Source organism: Candidatus Poriferisodalis sp., assembly GCF_965214215.1.
Lineage (GTDB): Bacteria > Actinomycetota > Acidimicrobiia > Acidimicrobiales > Poriferisodalaceae > Poriferisodalis.
The window spans coordinates 102,869-122,578 of sequence record NZ_CBDCBD010000003.1 but is presented as its reverse complement, the minus strand read 5'-3'; the positions used below and the strand labels follow the sequence as shown (position 1 = coordinate 122,578).

Below are 19,710 nucleotides of genomic sequence, written 5' to 3'. Positions count from 1 at the left end.
GCAGACGAGGCTTTTGTTGTCGAGCGTGCCGAGCAGTCTCGGCGGCCTGCAGCAGGCTCACACAGGCGGATCGACACTGACCGGAGCGATGCTGCCGCCCTCCCAGCAGGCGAGGCTGCCGTCGTTGCGCAGCCCGCATCCGTCCCAGCCGTCGCCGATGACGGCAGTGAACGCGCCTTTCGCGGGCAAATCGACTTCGCCGCTCGGAGTCCAGCAGGCGAGGCCGCCGTCGTCGCGCAGCCCGCACCCGCGCCAGTGGTCGCCGGACACGGCGGCGAATTTGCCCGTCACGGGCGGATCGACGCTTATCGGACGATCGCTGTAGAGGTTGTAGTCCCAGCATTCGAGGGTGCCGTCGTTGCGCGCCGCGCACCCGTAGTCGCCGTTGCCGGACACGGCGGTGAAGGTGCCTGTCACGGGCAGATCGACTTCGCCGCTCGGAGTCCAGCAGGCGAGGGTGCCGCTGACGCGCAGCCCGCAACCGCTGACGTTGCCGTCGCCGGACACGGCGGCGAACTTGCCCTTCACAGGCGCATCGATGCTCGCCAGAGCGCTGCTGCCGCCCTCCCAGCAGGTGAGGCTGCCGTTGTCGCGCAGAGCGCATCCGTCCCACCAGTCGCCGGTGACGGCGGTGTACCTGCCTTTCGCGGGCAGTTCGACTCCGGCGCTAAATCCCCAGCAGGCGAGGGTGCCGCTGACGCGCAGCCCGCACCCGCCGACACTGCCGTCGCCAGACACGGCAGTGAAGGTGCCTGTCACGGGCGGATCGACGCCCACCGGACGATCGCTGTATCGGTCGTTGTCCCAGCAGGTGAGGGTGCCGTCGTCGCGCAGCCCGCACCCGCCCTGGCCGCTGCCAGACACGGCAGTGAACGTGCCCGGCGCGGGCAGTTCGACCCCGCCGTTCCAGTCCCAGCAGGCGAGGTTGCCGTCGTCGCGCACTGCGCACCCGTAGTCGCGGTTGCCGGACACGGCGGTGAAGGTGCCTGTCACGGGCGGATCGACTTCGCTGTTTTCGTCCCAGCAGGCGAGGCTGCCGTCGATGCGCAGCCCGCACTCGACGCTGGCGACGGCGGCGAACTTGCCCGTTACGGGCGGATTGAAGCTCCGCTCAATCCCGCGCGTTCCGATGCTGAACCCCTCCCAGCAGGTGAGGGTGCCGTCGTCGCGCAGCCCGCACCCGTCCCGGCTGTTGCCGGTCACGGCGGTGAAGGTGCCTGTGACAGGCAGATCGAAGCTCACCGCAGCCCCGCGCGCTCCGATGTCGGGGTCCCACTCCCAGCAGGCGAGGCTCCCGCTGTCGCGCACCGCGCACCCCCACCCGGCCCTGCGGATGTCGGTGACGGCGGTGAAAGTGCCAGACACGGTCAGAGCTACGTTCACCGCCGTTCCGCTGCCGATATCCCAGCGCCAGCAGGCGAGGCCGCCGCTGATGCGTAGCCCGCACCCTTCGTCGCCGTCGCCGGTGACGGCGGTGAACTTGCCCGACACGGGCAGATCGGCTCTCACCAAAGCACCGCTGTAGCGGTCCCAGCGCCAGCAGGCGAGGCTGCCGCTGTCGCGTGTTGCGCACCCATCGTTGCCGTTACCGGTGACGGCGGAGAATTTGCCTGACAGGTCGGCAGGCTCAGCAGCCGTCGTGCCGGATGCCGAGCCGTCGGTCTCGCCGTCTTCGGCCAGGTCGCCGTGGTCGGTCGCTTCCGCAGCGTTGTCCGGCGGTGCCGAGCCGTCTCCGGCTGGGGGTGTCGTGTCGGTACCGCAGGCTGCTGCGATAAGCGCGGCTGCTGCGAGCACGGCTGCGGCGACGCGGGCGACGGTCGCGGAGGTGTCCTTCTCCGGATGAATCATCTGCCGTGCTCTCGGGGACAGCGTTTCGGATTGCGCCATTTCCTTGCGCGGCTAGGTCACGGCGCGCCGTCGAACTGTTGGCTTTGCATCCAGGCTGGAATGCAGGAAAGGCGTCAGTTCAGGGTAGTGCGGGAGGCTCATTCGCAGAGCCGTCTCAGCAGTTTGACCGCGGCCTCGGTGTTGGTGCGACACCCACAGGCTGCTTGATGATCCTGAGACGCTGGGCCTGCTCTTCGGATCGCTGGTGGTCACGGCAACCGGTTACAGCTGTCGGCGCCCTGACGGAGTCTGTGTGGTCCCTGTCGCGGCGCTCGCCCGGTGAATCGACTGCGCCTGTCACAGAGCAGACCAGATCCCCAGGTCACCCGACCTCCACCTGATCCTGCCGAGGCCGCGCAGTAGCGTCGGCGGCTATGACGACGACTGATGTGGTGGTGACCGGGCTGCGATTCGGGGAAGGCCCACGCTGGCGTGCCGGCAAGCTCTGGTACTCCGACTTCTACCGCCAAGGCATCTTCACGGTCACGCCGGACGGCCACGAGGAGCTGATCCACACCGTGCCGACCCAGCCGTCTGGGCTGGGCTGGCTGCCGGACGGTGACTTGCTGTTCGTCTCGATGCTGGACCGACAGCTGCGACGCCTCGATACTGACGGCAACGAGTCGCTGCATGCCGACTTGTCTCCCATTGCAGGCGGCCCGTGCAATGACATGGTGGTTGCAGCCGATGGCACCGCGTACGTCGGCAACTTCGGGTTCGACGACGGAGCGGGGGAGACATTCGCGCAGGCAACCCTCGCCATCGTGTCCGCCGACGGGACGGCACGGCCAGGACCAGATGGCTTCGACTTCCCGAACGGCACAGTCATCGATCCCAGCGGGCGCCACATGGTTGTCGCCGAGAGCTACGGCCGGCGCATGACCGCTTTCGACATCGAGCCCGACGGCTCGCTGACCGGTCGGCGCACCTTTGCAGAGCTGGGCGAACGCGTGCCCGACGGCATCTGCTTGGACGAAGCCGGCGGCATCTGGGTCGCCGATCCGCTCAATGCGTCCTGTTTCCGCGTGGTCGACGGCGGCGAGGTCACCGATGTCATCGAGCTGGAACTGAACTGCTTCGCCTGCATGCTCGGAGACGATGATCGCCGCACCCTGTACATGGTCACCGCACCGACGTCGCGGCCGGCAGCCGATCAGCCTCCACAGGGTCGGATCGAGACCGTCCGGGTCGACATTCCCGGCGCCGGCCTGCCCTAGCGCCCTGGTTCTGTCGCGCCGAGGCGGCGGAGGTGGCCCGCTCGGATGTCGGCCGTCTGTCCTTGCACCAGCAGGAACAGGGCCTCACGGGCGAGACGCTGTGCGTGATGGCCGATGGTGATGGCCCGCCCGCCGACCGACGACACCAGCGCGCTCGTGGCACGGATGCCGACATAGCCGACCTGTGCGCGGCACTCAGCCATGTCGTCCACGTCGGCGGCGTGCAAGGCGACGCGCGCCGCGTCGACCTCGGCGTCGAGCGGGGACGGGCCGAGCAGCGTGAGTGCTCGCGACGCCACACCCAGCATCAGCGCGCCGTTGGTGCGCAGCCCCTGGCGGTAGACAGCCAGCCAATCGTCGTAGCGGACCACCTCGATGACCTGTTCGTCGCCGACGGCGTGACCGTCGAAGCGCAGCTCGACCGTGACCGACGAATCCACAGCGGCAAGCCGCAAGCGGTGTGAAGTCAGCGTGCGTGCCTCGATCGCAGGAATCAGCATCCACACCAGCCGGTCGGCGTCGTGGGCGGCAACCAGCACCGCGTCAATGTGGCCCCACCCAGTGACAAACGGTGCTAGTCCCCGCAGCAGCCAGCCATCGCCGGAGCGCTCGGCAAACAGGCACGGTTCGGGACGCAGCACATGCGCGAAGGCCACGCCGCTGCGTCGCTCGCCGGTTGCCAGTGCTGCGGCCCACTGCTCATGCAGAGCCGAGCCAGGCGGCGTCCGTGCAGCATTCGCCGAGCCCCCGCCGTGCTGCGCCCACACGAACGCCGTCGTGAGGCAGCCGCTCGCCAGAGCTTCGAGCACCGGCAGCCGCTCGAGTTCGTCGAAGCCGCAGCCGCCCACATCGGCAGGCGCCCACAACCCGTAGAGGCCCGCGTCGCGCATGAGATCCAGGTTCGGTTCGGGCACTTCGCCGGACGCGTCCACATCCAGGGCGCGCTCAAACAGCACCTCATCCGCGAGTCGTTGTGCGCTCGCCTGCATCGTGCCCGGATCCGGCGATAGGCGTGAGCCCATGGCGTTCACGAGTGAACCAGCCGCGCCCCGGCCGCGTCCCACGCTGCCGCCGCTGGGTGCTCAGCCGTCAACTGCAGGCACGGATTCCGCGGGCTGGCACCACATGAGCGCGTTGCGGCGCATGATGGCCACGAGCGTGTCGTCCTGGTTGTAGGCGCGGTGCTCGAACAGCACGATGCCCTGGTCGGGCTTGCTCTTCGAGGCGCGAGCCGACACGACCTCGCTCTCGACCCGCAGCGTGTCGCCATGAAAGACCGGCGCGGGGAAGTCCATACGCTCGAATCCCAGGTTGGCGACCGTGGTGCCGTGAGTTGTCTCGTGGACCGAGATGCCAACGACGACCGCCGCAGTGAACATCGAGTTCACGAGCGGCTTGCCGAATTGCGTTTCGGTGCGGGCGTACTCGAAGTCGAGATGCAGCGCCGCGGGGTTCATCGTCATGGTGGTGAACATGACGTTGTCGGCCTCTGTGATGGTGCGGCGCAGTCGATGGTGGATCACCAGCCCCGGCGTCAGCTCCTCGAACCACAGTCCGCCATGGGGGCGGGGCGCATCACTCATCAGGCTGGTCCTCCGGCGACGTCGGCTGTTTCCAATTGGCCGACGCCGAGCGTCTCGGCCCAAGGCACCTCGCAGGCCTGGTCGAGATCGATCTCGGCGTGCACCACCGGGTTCTGGTGGGGGCCGGCACACCATGACGGCATCACCATCGTGTAGAGGCCCTTGCCGCCCGCTTGGAACACCACAATGCGGCTGGGATCGGTCAAGATCGGGATCAGCTCGTCAGACGGCCTTTCGTGGTCGACGTGGAAGACCGAACCCACGTGGGCAAGCGTGGCCACGGTGTTGGTTGCACGGGCACACAATTCGGCCTGAATGTCCTCGCGGGTCAGCCCCGCACGGGCCAGCACCTTGGTGTGGTCGGGGTTCATGATCACCGTGATTGCGCCATGTCGCAGGTGTGCGTTGTTGCTGCCCGGATTGGCCATGACGGCAGCGATCACGTTCAGCAGATGGCTCGCCGATTCAGGATTGTCCGCATCGCCGGTGAACAACGTCGAATGCGGTGCTTCGGCACCCACGACGATCGCAGCACTGTCATCCTCGGCGTAGCCATATGTGGTGTGCAGCGGTGGGAACGGGCTGTTCTCAGTGTCCTCCGCGAGGCAGTAGGTGAACTTGCCCGGATGACCGTGCAGCGCCATGTCCGACACGCCCGGCCGGGCACCACCGATGTTCATCATCGCCAACCGCAGTGCCCGGCCGATGGTGGCGTTGGCCCGGTGTCCAGGACCGAGCGCCCCAAATCCCGACGCCACCCCTCCGCACTGGTGCCGAGCGGGTCCGCACACCACGATGAGCGGCGCGGTGCAGTGCGTGGTGCTCTGCATCTCGGTGAGGTCGAACTCGGGCTGGCACACAGCCCGGACGGCCGCAATCACGACGGGAATGTGATCGGTAAGACAACCGGCCATCACCGCGGCGGTGGCCACCTTCTCGACAGACGCCACGCCGTGCGCCGGCCCCATGACGCCCAGTTCGAGATCGGGGTCGAGACCGGTGGCGAGCGCCATCATGGCCACCCGCTCAGGGGTGGGGATGACGACCGGCAGGCCGTCGGTGAGCCCGAGCGCGTGCAACTGCTCGAGCGCATCGGCCTCGCTGCGGGCCTCCAAGAGGGTCACGGGCGGATCAGTTGGAGGCTGCGCCGGTCAGGATCGCAATGATCTGCGGCGCGATGTCGTTGGCCACCCGGGTCATGGCCTCTTCGCCGCTGCCGGCCACCGGGTGCGGCAAACGGACGCGGGGAACTGCCAGCATGCCGGTGGCGGCGGCCACAAAGTCGCCCTGGGGCCAGAACGCATCGGTGACGAGTGCAATGGAGGGAATGCCCGCTCGGGCGGTGGTGATGCTGTCACGCACGGTGCCAGATGTGCAGCTGCCTCAATGGCCGTACGCGGCGATGACCGCACCGCACTCGGATCGAATGTCGTCGAGCATCGCTTCGCCGACGACCGAGGAGGCATCGCCCTTGTCGAAGCGATTGAACGACGCGGCCGGAAGCCGCTCAGCCAGCGCCTTCTCGACGTGGTCGAGGAAGCGGACGCTGTCGGGGAAGCCATTGGCGACCAAGCCGATTGTGATCGGCTGATCGAGTTGCGTGCTCAAGCCGTACGGCTCAGGAGCGGTCTTGGCCTCGCCCCGCGGATCGTGGAACGTGAGGGTGCTCATGCACACAGTCTGACACCCGCGCGGATCGCACGCGTGCGGCGCGCTCAGTGGTCGTGGCCCGATGGCCGTTCGGCGTACTGGGCGGCCCGATCAGCGAGTGTTCTTCGCTCCACAAGCCCGCTGTCGGTGACCGCCTGCTCGAGTGCGATAAGCCAGCACTGGTAGTAATTCCACGCCTCGGAGGTAGCACCGTTCGCCGCGGCAGTCTCAGCGGCGGCGATGGCTGCGACGAGCTGTTCGCGGAACTCATCCCAGGTGAAGTGACCTTCGTTGGCAAGGTCTGTTGCGAGACCGAATGCCCGGGCTTGCCAAGGCTCAGCGAAGACCAGTTCGCCGTTGTCCCGCGGCGGCGCGGCCATGGTTCCTTCGAGCAGGTCGACGCTCATGACCGGGTCACCGAATTGCGGGCTCTCGCTACTCGCTGCGGGTCGGCGGCACGGGCCACACCGATCATCGAGTCCCGCGTGACGAGTCCGGCCAACTGTTCGATCGGCCAGTCATCGGTGCCCGCCGGCCGCTCAGGCAGCACCAAGAACCGTGTTTCCGAGCTCGAGTCCCAGATGCGCACTTCGGTGTCCGGCTCGAGTTCGAGTCCCATCTCGGCGAGCACCGAGCGGGGTTCGCGCACCACTCGGGCCCGGTACTCGGGGCTCTTGTACCAGTTCGGCGGCAGCCCCAGCAGCGCCCACGGGTAGCACGAGCACAGCGTGCAGACGACCACGTTGTGGATGCGCGGCGCGTTGGCCTTCACTTCGATGTGCTCGATCTCGGGACCGCGCAGGCCCATCTCGGCGACGACTGCGTCGGCATCGGCCAGCAGCCGCTGCCGCAGTCCGGAGTCAGTCCATGCTTGGGCTACCAGCTGCGCTCCGACCATCGGACCGATGTCGTGCTCGAAGCGCCGGATGGTCGCATCGATCCGCTCGGGATCGGCAAGTCCCTTGGCGACCAGCAGGTCTTCGAGCGCCTCGACACGGATTTCTGGCGAGGACGCGTCGTGATGATCGTGGTGGTGGCCGTGGGTGTGCTCGTCTCCCATGTGTTCTGGTTCCTCCATTGCCTGTCGCTCAGACGTCGGTCTACGCGGCCGTCAGGTAGCACTCGTAGAGGTCGACGTGAACCGTCGCGTTCGGATCGGCTCCGTCGCCCCACAGCGTCGCGGCGTCATATCCCACGCAGTACACGTGCTGTGGCCGCTCGCCGAGGTCGTGCGCGGTGCTGTCGGGCAGCACTTCGGCGGGATGCAGCTTCACCACGGTGCCCGTCTTGCCCACGACGTAGCCGGGCAGCCGCGTGTGGCCTGGTTGCGTCGGCGCTGGGGCCATCACCTGATCTCCAATGCTGAAGCGGGCGGCTTCTGCCAGCTCGCGCCGCACTGTGCGATGCTCCGGAACCACAGTGGGGCGGTCTGGGGGCATCAGTGCCGGGTCGCGTCGAGCCAACGGAGCCGCTCGCAGGGCCGGGGACGCCCTAGACGCCTCGTCGGGAGTCAGTCGTGCTCGGGGAGCCACCGCGCTGTTCATCTCATCGGGACTGATCACGCCGTGCTCGACAAGCAGCACTTCGAAACCCGCGAGCCAGCGGCCGTAGTAGCCGTGGTCGAAGTAGTCGTCTGGGTCGAGGCGCTCGAGCGCGTGGCGGAACACCCCAGGCCGGCGCGCCGTTGAGGCGGTTACGGTGCCGAACAGCCCGAAGACGCGCCGCTCCCAGTCGGCGTGGAACGGCAGCTCGTCCGGTTCGTGTGGCACCGGTCCGTGACCGGGGGCGCCGCCGAGGTCGTGAATGCCGAGTTGCATCGACCACAGCTTTGCATCTGCGGCGGCGCTCGCCGCAGTTCGACACGGCGAGCCGTAATCACCCGAGTCTGTGCCGACCAGGTTGTTAGCTTGCGGGGGTGCCCGAGTTCGTACTGGCCGTCGATCTCGACGGTGTGTGTGCCCAGCACACCGAGGCATTCCGCCGGGTGGTGGCGCGCGAGCGGAACGTGAGTGAGGACACCCTGCCCCTCGTGCGCAGTTGGAGCTTCAAAGAGTGGGGCCTCGACGATGGCGACTTCGAGGAGTTGCACCGCATCGCGGTGCTGGACTACCGCATGTTCCGCGACATCGATCCGATGCCGGGTTGCTCGGAGGCGCTGTGGCGCCTGTCCGATGCCGGTGTGTGGATCCGGCTGGTGACGCACCGGCTCTACACGAGCTGGGGCCACCGGGTGACCGTCAGCGACACCGTGGAGTGGCTCGACCGCTATCGCATTCCCTACCGGGACATCTGCTTTCTGGCAGACAAGTCGGTGGTGAACGCTGACGCGCACATTGAGGATGCGCCGCACAACATCGAGGCCATCCGGGCTGCTGGCGGCCATGCCATCGTGTACGACCAGCCGTACAACAGCGATCTGGCCGCCCCTCGCGCCCATGACTGGGTCGAGGTCGAGGAGATGATCGTCGAACTGATGGCGGCGGCCGGCAGTGCGGTGGCCCGTCCGTTGCCAGGCATTGACGCGGGCTCAGACCGGCTGGAACGGCGCACCCTGGATACGGCATGAGCAGTGCCCAGACCGAACCGGTCACGCCGCCCCCGCCGATCGACGCGGCGACAGTGGTGGTCCTGCGCGACGCCGCCCCCGCCGCCGCCCCCGGCCACGGCTTCGATCGCGCCCCCAGCGATGTTGGGGCACACATCGAGGTGCTGATGCTCAGGCGCAATTCGCGGGGCTTCTTCGGCGGCATGTGGGTGTTCCCCGGCGGCCGGGTGGATCCTCCCGACCGGGCTGCGCCCGGCGACGTAGTCGGCCCATGCGATCCCCGGACCGCCACAGGGTCCGCGGGCCTGCATTCGGGCGACATGCGGGGGTACCGCACCGCCGCAGTACGCGAGGCCGAAGAGGAGGCAGGCATCGACTTGTCGGGTGCTGAGCTGACTCACTTCGCCCACTGGCTGCCGCCGCCGATCCGGCCCAAGCGATTTTCGACGCACTTCTTCGTCTGCAAGGCACCGTTGGAACTGGAAGAGGTGCGCGTCGATGGCAGCGAGATCCTGGACCACGCTTGGGTGTCACCTGCGGCGGCGCTGGAACGGCGGGCAGCGGGCGAGATCGAATTCGTCACGCCCACATTCGTCACCCTCACGTGGCTGTGCGGCTTCAGCACTTCTGCCGAGGTGCTGGCCGCCGTGAACGGTCACGAGTGTTTTCACACTGAAATCATCCCGTCGCCGGAGACTGACCCCGGCAACGTCGCCGTCTACGTGGGCGACGCCGCCTTCCCCGACGGCGATCTGGATGCGCCCGGTCCGCGGCGCCGCTGCATCATGGTCCGCTCCGGCTGGCGCTGGGAAGAACACGACGGCACCGCTGCTGCTGCGGGCTGAAGGTGAGGTCAGTCGAATGGGATCAGGCGGCGGGCCCGATCGATGAGACGCTCGATCTGGTCCTGCTGGGGCGGTCCGTCCGGGCCGCCGCCGGGGCGAGCGGCGCGGAAATCCGTGGGCGCCTCAGACGGGTCAGCGCCGAGGGAGATCATGGTCAAAATGCCGAGCACTGCCGTCCGCGCCATTCCTGCACCGCAGTGCACGAGCACGTTGGAACCCCGGTAGAGCGCATCGTTGGCGTAGGCGACAGTTCCCATCAGCGCATCGTCGAAGGTGACGTACCCGTCGGGCGTGGGGAGCCACAGCGCTCGAGCGTCGAAGTCGCTGCGGAACCGCACCTCGTCGAGGTCGAACTCCCCGAACCGCTCGGCATGCTCTGCGAGCGTCGCTGTCAAGTCGTCCTGGTTGACCTGCGACGCCAACCACGGCGGCATGTGGGTCAGCAGCCACGGGATGTAGTCGGGATAGCGCAGCCTGATCTCATCGGGTGTGAGCAGGCAGACCAGCGACGTGGCTTCCACACGGTCGAGAGCGGACTGGGGGTCGGGACCGACGGCGGAGAAGTTGGTGACGAACAGGCGGCCGCGGGCCGGCGGAGAGGGCAGCGGAATCTCGTCGATGCGGTGCTGCACGGCCCTCACGCACCCTCTTGGACGTCAGCGCCACCGCCCTTGCGGAACCGCGCGAAGCGGCGCTTCGGTTCCTCGGGCGGTTCGGGCAGAGGCGGCCACGCCTGCGGCAGCTCCTGCTGCCCGCTGCGACGTACCTCGTCGAGCTCTTCGCGGCTGTAGGGCTCCGAGCGGGGATCGAGCGCCCGGTAGCGGGCCTCGGCACTCGCGAAGTTCTCAGCGGTGATGAGGTCGTCGATCAGGGTGCACGGTTCCCAGTCGGCGCGAGGCCCGAGATATACGTAGCCGTCGGCCACGTCGCGCAGTCGCAGAGCGGTGTCGACACCGTCGAGGGAGCCATGCACCTCCGTCATCGCGACACTGCCGAGCGTCGAGGCCACCACGTCCAGACCGAATCGGATGTCGGCGCGGCCACGTCCCTCCGGCGAGCGTGAGATCAGCTCCTCGACGCGTTCTGTGGCCCCGGTGTCGGACAGCGCGCCGTGAATCACGACTCGCCGACAGCCGTCGCTCATCCAGCGCCACAGCAGGTTGCCCGCAGAGGTTGTCGGCGAGCAGTCGACCCACTCGACAAGATCTGTCGTGGTGGCGGCGACATTCATGTACACGAGCGCCCGCTGTCCCCGGCGCAGCACTTCCGCAGTAAGCACGCTCGCTGCGTGAAACGCGGACATGTCCCGGTAGTGCCCGCCGAGCGACCAGTTCCGCAGCCCGAGTTCGGCGGCTGAGCGACCGTCGAGCAGGTCGGGATCCTCCACGTAGGTGGGCAGGCCGAGCGCGATCACGCGGATGGGCCGGCGGTCGTCGTCTCGGCGGCGTTCAGCGTCGTTGTGCCTCCAGACTGCGTGCAGCACATCAGCATATTCCTGGTAACCGAATCCGATCCCGAGTAGATCGACGAACAGATCGGCGCACGCCCGGCTGTCCCAGTCGGGCCCATCGACCAGCGCATCGAGCTCGGCTTGCCGGCGCGAGTTGGTGAACTCCCAGGCGAGGTTCTCCACGCCGTTGTCGGCGAGCTCGGAGAGGCTGCCTGCCAAGAAGCGCAGATGCTGGCGCACCCCGATCTGATCTCCCAGCAACACGATCTGGTGACGACCGCAGATGCCGCCGAGGTATTCCTCAGGCGAGTGAAGCGCGGATGGGGACCGCTCGTCGTCGGTGGTTTCGGGCGGCACCGCCTATGAGTCTGCCCGCTGGCGACGTCGAATCTGACGCCAAGACGGCCGACAGTCGACTCAGAGCACTTGTGTCCAGGCCAGTTCTGCCGCTGCAGCCGACTCAGAGACCGCCGCCGCGAAGTCGTTTGGGGTGGATTTGCGATCTCTCAACTCTGGATCGAGGGCATACCGCCGAGCGTGCTCCACGTGGACCGCGGGCACTGGTTCGGGCAGCGGGGTCGGCGCTCGGCGTTGGTAGTCCGGTTCGAGGTAGATCCAGCCGCTGGCGAGCGTGCCAAGCGGTTCGCGGTCAAGGCTCGTCTTGCATACGAGCCGCGCTGTGGGACCCCGGTCGACATCGAAGGCGAGCGGCACGGCCAAGTCGGGGTGCATCGCAAACGTCGCATCGAGTGCGCCGTCTGCCACCAGCGCGTAGTCGCACAATTCGCCGTCGGCAGGCAGCGGCTCGTGTATCAGCACGGTGACGGCTCGGTCGGCCACAACTTCGTATACGCGGTTCGCCGCGCCGACCACGTAGCCGCCGACGACCTCGGCGTCGATGGCATCCCATACTTGGTGCGGCACCCGCCGCGCTCGGGTCATCGCATGTGCTGTGCGTGTCAGCACGAGCGCTCGATGCCCGGGCTCGATGACCTCAGTGAGCAGCACGTCGCACATATGCGCCGACACCGGGCCGCGATTTCGCAGATGCGGCCACGCGTACGACGTCCGCAGGTCGGCCGTGTCGGTGACGGCATCGAGGTCCAGGTCGTAGTCGAGCCCAAGCACGCGCATGGGCGGCCCGCTGACGACGAAGCGGTGGTTCACCTCCCATACCGCTCTCAGCACATCGAGGTACTCGCGGTAGGCGAAGTTGTGACGGATGCCCCAGCGAAGTAATGCCTCGCGTGCAAGCTGCTCGTCGAAGGTCGTGCCGGTGACCACCGCATCCAGCCGTGCTTGGTCGTCGACGCACGCGTATTCCATCGCGACGATGCTCACGCCGGACCGGTACGCCGCCGCAATGAGATCCTGCAGGAACAGCCCCGCGCGACGTGTGGGTGTGTGGTGGCCAACGAAGACGACTTGGTGACGCTCAAAGAGCTCGCAGACGTAGGTAAGCGGGTCGGTGCCGTGTGTTGCGAGCCATTCGGCAAGCTCTTCGATGAGCGCCGGCTGGATCGGTGGAAGCTCGCGACGATGCCGGTACAGAGCAATCCGCTCGAGCAGCGCACGATCGTCTCGACGCCCGTCCACCTGCTTCGACAGTACCGTGTCGGGCCGTGGGAATGCGCATCTACGACACAGCGCAAAAGGCGGTCATCGAGCTCGAGCTCGGCGACCACGTTGGCATGTACGTGTGCGGCATCACGCCTTATGACGCCACCCACCTCGGCCATGCCGCCACCTACCTGGCGTATGACTTGATGATCCGGCGTCTCGAAGACATGGGCCACTCCGTCACGCTGGTGCGCAACTACACCGACGTGGACGACAGCATCCTGCCCAAGGCGGCTGAGCTCGGCGAGCACTATCTGGCACTGGCCGAGCGGGAGATCGAGCGTTTCGAAGCGGACATGATCGCCCTGCAGGCACGGCCAGCGGCGCACGAGCCGCGGGCCACCGGGTCCATCGACGCCATGATCGCCATGATCGCCAAGCTGCTTGACGCGGGCCACGCGTACGTCTCGGCTGATCGGGTGTTCTTCGATGTCGCCACCTTCCCGCAATTCGGGAAGCTGTCGGGCTATAGCGCCGACCGTATGACCGAGCTCGCGGCTGAGCGCGGCGGCAGTCCCGACGACCCCCGCCAGCGCAACCCGCTCGATTTCGTGCTGTGGCAGGCCAGCGCAGACGGCGAGCCCTCATGGCCGTCGCCGTTCGGCCCGGGACGTCCTGGCTGGCACATCGAGTGCTCAGCAATGGGTTACGCAGCGCTGGGCCCCACGATCGATATCCACGGTGGCGGCGGCGACCTGGTGTTTCCCCACCACGAGTGCGAGATTGCTCAGAGCGAGGCAATTCATGGCGCTCCGTTGGCCCGCTACTGGGTGCATGCGGGGCTCGTGGCGTACCAAGGGGACAAGATGTCGAAATCGCTCGGCAATCTCGTCTTCATCTCGGATCTGCGTGCCCGCGTCGACCCGCGAGCCATCCGGCTCGCGTTGATGGCACACCACTACCGCACCGAGTGGGAATGGTTCGACTCGGAGGGCCTCGCGGCCCAGCGCGACCTCGACACGTTGGTGGGAGCTGTGGCGGGTGCGCCGCCAGCCGCCGGATCCAGCGGAGGGTCATCGGGCTTGCTCGCTGAGGTGCAGGCTGTGCTGGATGACGACCTCAATGCCCCGATGGCCCGCGCCGCACTGCTCGACGCGGCCGCAGCCGTCGATCGCGGGGCGGCGGGCACCGCTTTGCGAGGCGAGTTGGCAGCCGGGGCGGCGCTGTGCGGCATCGACTTGTCCCGGCCGCCTGCTACTGCTGCGCCGTGACGCGGTGCGCCCGGAGACAGGTGCAGAGGCTGAGCCGGCAGGCGAAGCCGTGGCCCGAGCGGCCCGTGAGCGCAGCGAACAAGAGCGGGAAGCAATCCGCTCAACCGTCCGAGAATGCGCCAGTTGGCGCTCGTTCGTAGGGCAGTAGCGATGGCGACGCTGGCTGTGGTCAACCAGAAGGGCGGCGTGGGCAAGACGACGGTCGCGCTTGGCATCGCCGAAGCTGCGTGCGCTGGCGGGCTGAGCGTCCTCGTCGTGGATCTGGACCCCCAGTCGAACGCGTCTGCCGGTCTTGGCGTGTGGAATGGCTCGCCGAACGTTGACGACGCGCTCGCCGACCCGACGCCCGGTGCAGTGCTCGCGGCGGTCACCGACGCCCGCTGGCCCCCCGACGGGCCGTGTCCCCAGCTGGCGCCTGGTAGCTATGCCTTGGCCAGCCGGGAGCCTCAGATGGCTGCCGACTTGGTGGGCGCGCAGGATCGCTTGCGTATCGCTCTCGCAGGTGTGAACCACGATCTCGTGCTCATCGACTGCCCCCCGTCGCTGGGACTGCTGTGCATCAACGGTCTGTTCGCAGCCGACCGTGCGCTCGTGGTGACCGAGCCGGCCGCTTGGGCAGCCGACGGAGTCGACCTCATGCGGTCCACCATCAAGCGAGTCTCGCAGCGCCAGGGCACTCCCACGATTGCTGGCATCGTGGCGAACCGCGTGGGGCGCACACGCGACAACGCCTATTGGGCCCAGCAGCTCGCTGAGCGCTTCGGCGCCGACATGTTGCCGCCCATCCCGCAGCGGGCCGCCATCGCTGAGGCTTCCGGGCAGTCTCTGCCGCTGCGGGCGCTCGGCCGCCGGGCTGGCGCACCAGAAGCGGCGCAGGCATTCGACGAGCTCTGGGCCGACCTCGAGCGCCGCCTGGGCTGAGAGCTGGCGGTACGCTCGAATTGCGCGCCGCTGCGGGGTTTCACTATGGCCAACTACGACCCGAACCGACCACGGCCGAGCGTCGAACCGACGGTCGCGCTCCCGGGTGACCTGCGGTCGGCCGAGGCTGCGGACGCACCGCCTGTCTCACCCGCCGACACCGATGCCGACCCGGCTCCTGCGCCCGCGTCGCACCTCTTGCCGCGCCATGCCGAACCGGTCGACCGCCGCCTGCTTGCGGCATTCGGAGGCGCTCTCGCCGCCGGATGGCTGGTTGCGGCAGTCGTGGCGTGGTGGCTGTGGCGGCGCTGGCGCCGTCGCCGTTGAACCATCCACGCTTGCGATGTTGAGATGGGCCACGCTGTGAATGTGGAACCCCGCGCCGGCAGCGTCATTGCCGACGATGCTCGAGTGGTGGAGGCTCCGAAGAGCTTGAGTCCTTCGGGCGCGTCGACCTTCCGGCAGTGCGCGAGGCGCTGGAAGTTCCGCTACGTCGACAAGCGGCCAGACCCCCCGGGAGAGCCCGCGTTGCGCGGCACGTTTGTGCATCACGTGCTGGAGGAGCTGCTTGCGGTCGCACCCTCACAGCGAACGCTTGAGCGTGCGCGTGCAATCTGCCGAGACCTGTGGCCGCAGCTCGCTGCAAATTCCGATTTCATGGCGCTGGAATTGCCCGAAGACCAAGAACGGGCCTTTCGATGGAATGCGTGGACGGACATCGAGGGCTACTTCGCGTTGGTGGATCCCGTCGAGGTCGACGTGGTGGATCGTGAGCGCGATGTTCATACCTCGCTCGAAGGAGTGCCGTTCCGGGGCATTGTGGATCTTGTCGACCGGGTGCCCGCCGGACTGCGCGTCACCGACTACAAGACGGGCCGTCCGCCCCCGCAGCGCTTTGTCGACAGCCGCCTGTCGCAGGTCTGGTTATATGCAGCTGCGCTTGAGTCTGTGGGCGATGACGTCAGCGACGTGCGGCTGCTGTACCTGGGCGAGACGGGTGCCGGCCGCGGGGAACGCCGGCCCACTGAGATCGCCCGCCCGTTCGACCCAGAAGCGGTCTCGGCGGCGGTCGACCAGCACTGCAGCACATGGGATCGCATCGCCGAGGCCACAGCGACGGGCCGATTCGAACCCACCCCGGGCCCGTTGTGCAGCTGGTGCCCCTATCGCGACGACTGTCCCGAAGGCCAGCTCGAGCACCAGCGGAGGAACGGCATCGCTGCGTGAGCGATGCCGCATCAGACATCGCATCGCTGCGTGAGCGATGCCGCATCAGACATCGCATCGCTGCGTGAGCGATGCCGCATCAAACACCGCATCGCTGATCGCTGCGTGAGCAAAGCGGTGCAGGCACCGGCCATGCTGTAGGCCGATCTGGCGAACCGGGGAGCATCAGATGGACTACGAGCAGATCACTGTCAGCGACCACGACGACGTGCGGGTGCTGACGCTGAACCGGCCCGAGAAGCTGAACGCGTGGACACCGCGCATGCAATCGGAGCTGACCCACGCTGTGACGAGCGGCAACGACGATCCGTCGGTCGGCGCCTTCGTCATCACCGGTGCGGGTCGCGGCTTCTGCGCCGGCGCAGACATCGCTGAGGTCTTTGCCGCCCGGATTGATGCCGCAGACGAAGCGGGTGGCAGCGTGGGTGAAGCCGCCGCCGGTGATGATGCCGCGGCAGACGACTGGGTCAATCTCGTGCGCAGCTCCAAGCCCATGGTGGCGGCCATCAACGGCGCCTCGATCGGCGTCGGCCTCACGATGGTCTTGTCCATGGATTTTCTGGTAGCCCACAGCAATGCGAAGCTTTCGTGCCGTTTCGTCAAGATGGGCGTGACGCCGGAGCTGGCGTCGTCGCACATCCTCATCCAGCGATGCGGCTGGGGAGCGGCCTCGGATCTGGCACTGTCCGGCCGGATCGTCCTCGGAACCGAGGCAGCCGAGCTGGGCCTCGTCGACGAAGTCACCGACGGGGACGTCTTCGAAGCAGCGCTCGCCCGCGCGCGCAGCTACGCGGAGAATCCGCCGACCATGCTGCAGTTGACCAAGCAGCTCCTGTCCGACAATGGATCCGACACCGATCTGCGGGCCGTGCAGCGTCGTGAGATGGAAGCGCTGAATGTGGCTCGCGCATCGGACGATCACCGTGAGGCAGTCGCTGCGTTCCTTGAGAAGCGCCCGCCAAAGTTCCGGTAGGCCAGTCCTGCCGAAGCCCCGGACCGCATCGCTGCTCGCTGGTTGCCGACGGGCCAGCGATGCCTGAGCTTCCCGAAGTCGAAGTCGTCCGGCGACAGTTGGAACCGTCTCTGGCCGCACGGCGGATCACCGATGCCTGGGCTCATCCGTCGCGTAAGTTCGCATCCGGCGTCGATGCGGTGGGTAGCGAAGTCGAGGCATTGCGACGGCGCGGCAAGTACCTGATTGCCGAGCTGGACTGCGGCCGTGACTTGATCACGCATCTCGGCATGACCGGGCGGCTGTGCTTTGCCGACACGTCCACTGCGGCACGCGACGACTTGCCGCCGCCTCGGCCCGTCGATGGATCGGCGGCGGAGGCCATGGCCCCAAGAGCAGTCAGCGCTGACGACCCATATGTGCGTGCCTGGTGGCGTCTCGACAGCGACGAGGTGCTCTGCCTGCATGATGTTCGCCGGTTCGGCCGGATTGCCGTCTGCGACCGGGGCGACTACCGCGATCTGCCCACGCTGGCGGCAATGGGTCCAGAGCCGTTGGATGAGGGCTTCGACGCAGCAGCGTTCTGGCGAGCGAGCCGGAGGTCGAGCCAGCGCATCAAGACACAGCTGCTGCACCAGCGCCTCGTCGCCGGCATCGGGAACATCTACGCCGACGAAGCGTTGTTCTTGGCGTGCATCAACCCGTCAGCTCGCGCGATCTCGCGGCCGCGAGCGGAGCTGCTGCTGGCAGCGCTGCGCGATGTGCTGGTCGCGAGCATCGAGCGCGGCGGCAGCACGCTGCGCGACTACTACAGCCTCACCGGCGCCGGCGACAATCAGAAGTACTTCGTCTGCTACGGCCGCGCGGGCGAACCGTGCGTGCGCTGCGGCACCGAATTGCGCCGCCGGGTGCTAGATCAACGCTCGAGCACGTGGTGCCCTGCCTGCCAAAGGCGTTAGCGCGGCAGCGGCCTCGCTGCAGCCGGGCATACTTGCAGCACATCCAACGATGCACGCGGGGGTTCGGGTGGACAACGAACTGTGGCGATGGGTCTGGGTTGCGGTAGCGATGGTCATGGGCATCGGCGAGATCTTCACCGCCGGTTTCTTCTTGCTGCCGTTCGCCTTGGGCGCCGTGCTGGCTTCGGCCGCCGCGTGGATCGATCTTCATGGCGGCGTGCAGTGGCTGCTCTTCTTCGGCGGCACCGGCGTATCCATGCTGATTCTGCGCCGTTTCATGCGCCGCCAGGACCGGCCTGACGATCTCCCGGTCGGCGCGAATCGGTACGTCGGCATGGACGCCCGGGTCATCGAGGACATCGACCTCGTCGAGAACACGGGACGCGTCCGAGTTGAGTCGGACGAGTGGCGGGCAGTCGCCGATTCCGGACCGATCGAAGAGGGCTCCCTCGTACGGGTCACTGCATTGCGTGGCACCAAGCTGCTCGTCGAGCTTGCCGAGCCGCCACCCCCGGACTACGTGCGTCATAGTGACCCAATGGTCGCGCCCGCCGCGGAAGCAAGCCCGGAAGACAGCGCAGAAGCTGACACGAGCGAGTCGGGCTCTGACAGCGGCGACCAGAACGAACACTCAGACACTCCGAGGAGCGATTGATGGACAGCATCGAACCGGGAGTCATCCTCCTGGCAATAGTCGCACTGGCGATCTTCGTGATCGCCGCGAAGGGCTTGCGCATCGTCCGTCCCTTCGAACAGGGCCTCGTTGAGAACTTGGGCAAGTACCGATCCACCGTCGAGCCCGGTCTGCGCTTTGTGATCCCGTTCATCCAGCGGATCTTGAAGGTGGACATGCGTGAGCAGGTGGTGGACGTGCCACCGCAGGAGGTCATCACCAAGGACAACGTGGCGGTCACCGTCGATGCTGTCATCTACTACGAGCCCACCGACCCGGTGAAGCTGAAGTATGCGGTCGGCAACTTCATCATCGCCGTGACGAAGCTGGCCCAGACCAACCTCCGCAACGTGATCGGCGATCTGCAGCTCGACGATGCGCTGGTGTCACGCGAGGTCATCAACTCCAAGCTGCGACAGATCCTCGACGATGCCACCGACAAGTGGGGTACTCGTGTGGTGCGCGTCGAGATCCAGCGCATCGAGCCGCCAGCCGACGTGACCACGGCGATGCACCGTCAGATGAAGGCAGAGCGCGATCGGCGCGCGGCGGTCACCGAGGCCGAGGGCGAGAAGCGCGCGGCGATCCTGCAGGCGGAGGGTGTGAAGCAGTCCCAGATCCTGCGGGCAGAAGGCGAGGCTGAGGCGATCAAGCGAGTCGCCGATGCCGACAAGTACCAGAAGCTCACGGTCGCCGAAGGCGAGGGCCAAGCCATCGAGCGGGTCTTCATGGCGATCCACAACGGCGATCCCACCGACGACCTGATCGCCATCAAGTACCTCGAAGCGCTACAAGGCATCGCGGACGGTCAGGCCACCAAGATCTTCCTGCCGCTCGACACCAGCGGTGTGCTCGGTGCCGTCGCGGCCATGGGCGAGATGTTCCGCGAGACAAACAGCCCGGCCGCCAGTTCCAGCGGCGCCCAATCCGGCGAGTAGCGCTCGCCGCAGCTTCTCCGACAGTCCAGCGG

Annotated in this window: 22 protein-coding genes; 11 read left to right on the top strand and 11 right to left on the bottom strand. The window is 67.3% G+C overall.

All coding sequences use genetic code 11. The features are described 5' to 3' along the window. Nucleotides 1-57: 57 nt before the first annotated feature. Nucleotides 58-1,848 (bottom strand): hypothetical protein, encoded by a 1,791-nt coding sequence (locus ACOOF5_RS03185; protein ID WP_420436553.1) that lies wholly within the window; start codon nt 1,846-1,848, stop codon nt 58-60. A gap of 413 nt (nt 1,849-2,261) precedes the next feature. Between ACOOF5_RS03185 and ACOOF5_RS03180 the strand changes: the two genes are divergently transcribed. After that, complete coding sequence (locus tag ACOOF5_RS03180; protein ID WP_420436551.1) at nt 2,262-3,104, top strand: SMP-30/gluconolactonase/LRE family protein; 843 nt, start codon at nt 2,262-2,264, stop codon at nt 3,102-3,104. Here ACOOF5_RS03180 and ACOOF5_RS03175 read toward each other — a convergent pair. From ACOOF5_RS03175 to nthB, 7 genes are all read right to left on the bottom strand, one after another. Further along, nucleotides 3,101-4,093: an acyl-CoA dehydrogenase family protein gene (locus ACOOF5_RS03175; RefSeq protein WP_420436549.1), complete on the bottom strand. Its 993-nt coding sequence runs from the start codon at nt 4,091-4,093 to the stop codon at nt 3,101-3,103. The two genes, ACOOF5_RS03180 and ACOOF5_RS03175, sit on opposite strands and share 4 nt — an antisense overlap. A 93-nt stretch (nt 4,094-4,186) precedes the next feature. Continuing rightward, entirely contained in the window at nt 4,187-4,687 is a 501-nt protein-coding gene (locus ACOOF5_RS03170; RefSeq protein WP_420436547.1) for a MaoC family dehydratase, read from the bottom strand. Then, nucleotides 4,687-5,811 carry a hypothetical protein gene (locus ACOOF5_RS03165; protein WP_420436545.1) on the bottom strand — a complete coding sequence of 375 codons (1,125 nt, stop codon included), beginning with the start codon at nt 5,809-5,811 and terminating at the stop codon, nt 4,687-4,689. Before ACOOF5_RS03165 ends, ACOOF5_RS03170 begins: the two co-directional genes overlap by 1 nt. Nucleotides 5,812-5,818: 7 nt before the next feature. Continuing rightward, complete coding sequence (locus ACOOF5_RS03160; RefSeq protein WP_420436543.1) at nt 5,819-6,358, bottom strand: UGSC family (seleno)protein; 540 nt, start codon at nt 6,356-6,358, stop codon at nt 5,819-5,821. Between the two features lie 44 nt (nt 6,359-6,402). Then, entirely contained in the window at nt 6,403-6,744 is a 342-nt protein-coding gene (locus ACOOF5_RS03155; RefSeq protein ID WP_420436541.1) for a nitrile hydratase accessory protein, read from the bottom strand. Next, entirely contained in the window at nt 6,741-7,415 is a 675-nt protein-coding gene (nthA, locus tag ACOOF5_RS03150) for a nitrile hydratase subunit alpha (RefSeq protein ID WP_420436539.1), read from the bottom strand. The genes ACOOF5_RS03155 and nthA overlap by 4 nt, the downstream gene beginning before the upstream one ends. A 22-nt stretch (nt 7,416-7,437) precedes the next feature. Next, the gene (gene nthB / locus ACOOF5_RS03145) at nt 7,438-8,154 is read right to left on the bottom strand and encodes a nitrile hydratase subunit beta (RefSeq protein WP_420436537.1); all 717 of its coding nucleotides are present in this window, start codon (nt 8,152-8,154) and stop codon (nt 7,438-7,440) included. A 98-nt stretch (nt 8,155-8,252) separates the two neighbouring features. Here nthB and ACOOF5_RS03140 point away from each other — a divergent pair, with 98 nt between their 5' ends. Together ACOOF5_RS03140 and ACOOF5_RS03135 are read left to right on the top strand one after the other, a co-directional pair. Then, entirely contained in the window at nt 8,253-8,903 is a 651-nt protein-coding gene (locus ACOOF5_RS03140) for a 5' nucleotidase, NT5C type (RefSeq protein WP_420436535.1), read from the top strand. Further along, the gene (locus ACOOF5_RS03135) at nt 8,900-9,727 is read left to right on the top strand and encodes an NUDIX hydrolase (protein ID WP_420436533.1); all 828 of its coding nucleotides are present in this window, start codon (nt 8,900-8,902) and stop codon (nt 9,725-9,727) included. Before ACOOF5_RS03140 ends, ACOOF5_RS03135 begins: the two co-directional genes overlap by 4 nt. An 8-nt stretch (nt 9,728-9,735) precedes the next feature. On the opposite strand, the gene ACOOF5_RS03130 is transcribed toward ACOOF5_RS03135, so the two are convergent. The 3 genes from ACOOF5_RS03130 to ACOOF5_RS03120 are packed head-to-tail and all read right to left on the bottom strand — an operon-like array spanning nt 9,736 to nt 12,773. Then, complete coding sequence (locus tag ACOOF5_RS03130) at nt 9,736-10,368, bottom strand: hypothetical protein (RefSeq protein ID WP_420436531.1); 633 nt, start codon at nt 10,366-10,368, stop codon at nt 9,736-9,738. Next, nucleotides 10,365-11,534, bottom strand: a complete 1,170-nt coding sequence (locus ACOOF5_RS03125; protein WP_420436529.1) for a hypothetical protein — start codon at nt 11,532-11,534, stop codon at nt 10,365-10,367. The genes ACOOF5_RS03130 and ACOOF5_RS03125 overlap by 4 nt, the downstream gene beginning before the upstream one ends. Nucleotides 11,535-11,594: 60 nt before the next feature. Further along, complete coding sequence (locus tag ACOOF5_RS03120; protein WP_420436527.1) at nt 11,595-12,773, bottom strand: hypothetical protein; 1,179 nt, start codon at nt 12,771-12,773, stop codon at nt 11,595-11,597. Nucleotides 12,774-12,805: 32 nt separating this feature from the next. On the opposite strand from ACOOF5_RS03120, the gene cysS reads away from it, so the two are divergent. From cysS to ACOOF5_RS03080, 8 genes are all read left to right on the top strand, one after another. Next, nucleotides 12,806-14,008, top strand: coding sequence for a cysteine--tRNA ligase (gene cysS, locus ACOOF5_RS03115; protein WP_420440865.1), 1,203 nt, complete (start codon nt 12,806-12,808; stop codon nt 14,006-14,008). A 150-nt stretch (nt 14,009-14,158) separates the two neighbouring features. After that, on the top strand, nt 14,159-14,929 hold the full coding sequence (locus ACOOF5_RS03110; protein WP_420436525.1) for a ParA family protein: 771 nt from the start codon (nt 14,159-14,161) through the stop codon (nt 14,927-14,929). A 45-nt stretch (nt 14,930-14,974) separates the two neighbouring features. Further along, entirely contained in the window at nt 14,975-15,256 is a 282-nt protein-coding gene (locus ACOOF5_RS03105; RefSeq protein WP_420436523.1) for a hypothetical protein, read from the top strand. 42 nt (nt 15,257-15,298) lie between these two features. Beyond that, on the top strand, nt 15,299-16,156 hold the full coding sequence (locus ACOOF5_RS03100) for a RecB family exonuclease (RefSeq protein ID WP_420436521.1): 858 nt from the start codon (nt 15,299-15,301) through the stop codon (nt 16,154-16,156). 169 nt (nt 16,157-16,325) lie between these two features. Further along, nucleotides 16,326-17,129: an enoyl-CoA hydratase/isomerase family protein gene (locus tag ACOOF5_RS03095; RefSeq protein WP_420436519.1), complete on the top strand. Its 804-nt coding sequence runs from the start codon at nt 16,326-16,328 to the stop codon at nt 17,127-17,129. 59 nt (nt 17,130-17,188) lie between these two features. Continuing rightward, complete coding sequence (mutM, locus tag ACOOF5_RS03090; RefSeq protein ID WP_420436517.1) at nt 17,189-18,067, top strand: bifunctional DNA-formamidopyrimidine glycosylase/DNA-(apurinic or apyrimidinic site) lyase; 879 nt, start codon at nt 17,189-17,191, stop codon at nt 18,065-18,067. A 67-nt stretch (nt 18,068-18,134) separates the two neighbouring features. After that, nucleotides 18,135-18,722, top strand: a complete 588-nt coding sequence (locus tag ACOOF5_RS03085; RefSeq protein WP_420436515.1) for an NfeD family protein — start codon at nt 18,135-18,137, stop codon at nt 18,720-18,722. Next, nucleotides 18,722-19,678, top strand: a complete 957-nt coding sequence (locus ACOOF5_RS03080) for an SPFH domain-containing protein (RefSeq protein ID WP_420436513.1) — start codon at nt 18,722-18,724, stop codon at nt 19,676-19,678. Before ACOOF5_RS03085 ends, ACOOF5_RS03080 begins: the two co-directional genes overlap by 1 nt. The last annotated feature ends 32 nt before the right edge of the window (nt 19,679-19,710 follow it).